General features: G+C 67.6%; 1 protein-coding gene. It reads right to left on the bottom strand.

Going from position 1 to position 885, the window contains the following annotated elements:
* Window positions 1-276: 276 nt before the first annotated feature.
* A partial coding sequence (locus HC022_RS27675; RefSeq protein ID WP_368484898.1) for an ATP-binding cassette domain-containing protein occupies window positions 277-885 on the bottom strand: 609 nt, incomplete at its 5' end.

Raw genomic sequence — 885 nt, 5'->3', positions numbered from 1 at the left:
AGGGCGGTGGTTCAGTGCCTCTGGCCGGGGAACCGGAGCCGTGGGCGCGACGGCTCGGAGGAGTGAGGCGCTGCCTGCCTGTCGCCGCGTGGCGGATAGATCGGCTGGAGCGCTGTCGTCGGCCGCCGCGTGACGGGGAGGTCGGAGGGGGCGCTGCCCCCGTCGCCCTCTGGGCGACTCCCCCGGAGTTTATCTGGCAAGATGAAGACTGGAGGCCGCGCTCGGATCCGGGCCGGGGCGCGGCGATGCGCTGTGTGCGGCGGGTCGCGCGGAGAGTTACTCCGCCGCGACCTTGCCCGGGTTCAGCATCGGGCCGAGGTAGCGGCCGGTGTGGCTGCGAGCGACCTCGGCGACCTTTTCCGGGGTGCCGGTCGCGACGATTTCGCCGCCGCCGTCACCGCCCTCGGGGCCAATGTCGATAAGGTGGTCCGCGGTCTTGATGACGTCGAGGTTGTGTTCGATTACCACCACCGTGTTGCCCTGTTCGACCAGCTCGTGCAGCACCTCGAGAAGCTTCTTCACGTCCTCGAAATGCAGGCCCGTCGTGGGCTCGTCGAGGATGTAGAGCGTGCGCCCGGTGGAGCGTTTCGCCAGTTCCTTGGAAAGCTTCACCCGCTGCGCCTCGCCGCCCGAGAGCGTCGTCGCCTGCTGGCCCACCTTGATGTAGCCCAGCCCCACGCGGACCAGCGCGTCCATCTTCTCGCGGATCGAGGGCACCGCCTTGAAGAACTCCTGCCCCTCTTCCACCGTCATGTCGAGCACGTCGGCGATGGACTTGCCCTTGAAGCGGATCTCGAGCGTCTCGCGGTTGTAGCGCTTGCCCTTGCAGGTCTCGCATTCCACGTAGACGTCCGGCAGGACGTGCATCTCGATCTTGATGACACC

This window comes from Salipiger sp. HF18 (genome assembly GCF_011806505.1).
In the GTDB taxonomy this organism is placed as follows: domain Bacteria; phylum Pseudomonadota; class Alphaproteobacteria; order Rhodobacterales; family Rhodobacteraceae; genus Salipiger; species Salipiger thiooxidans.
Note: the sequence above shows the minus strand (reverse complement) of the source record. Positions and strands in the feature narration are given on the sequence as shown.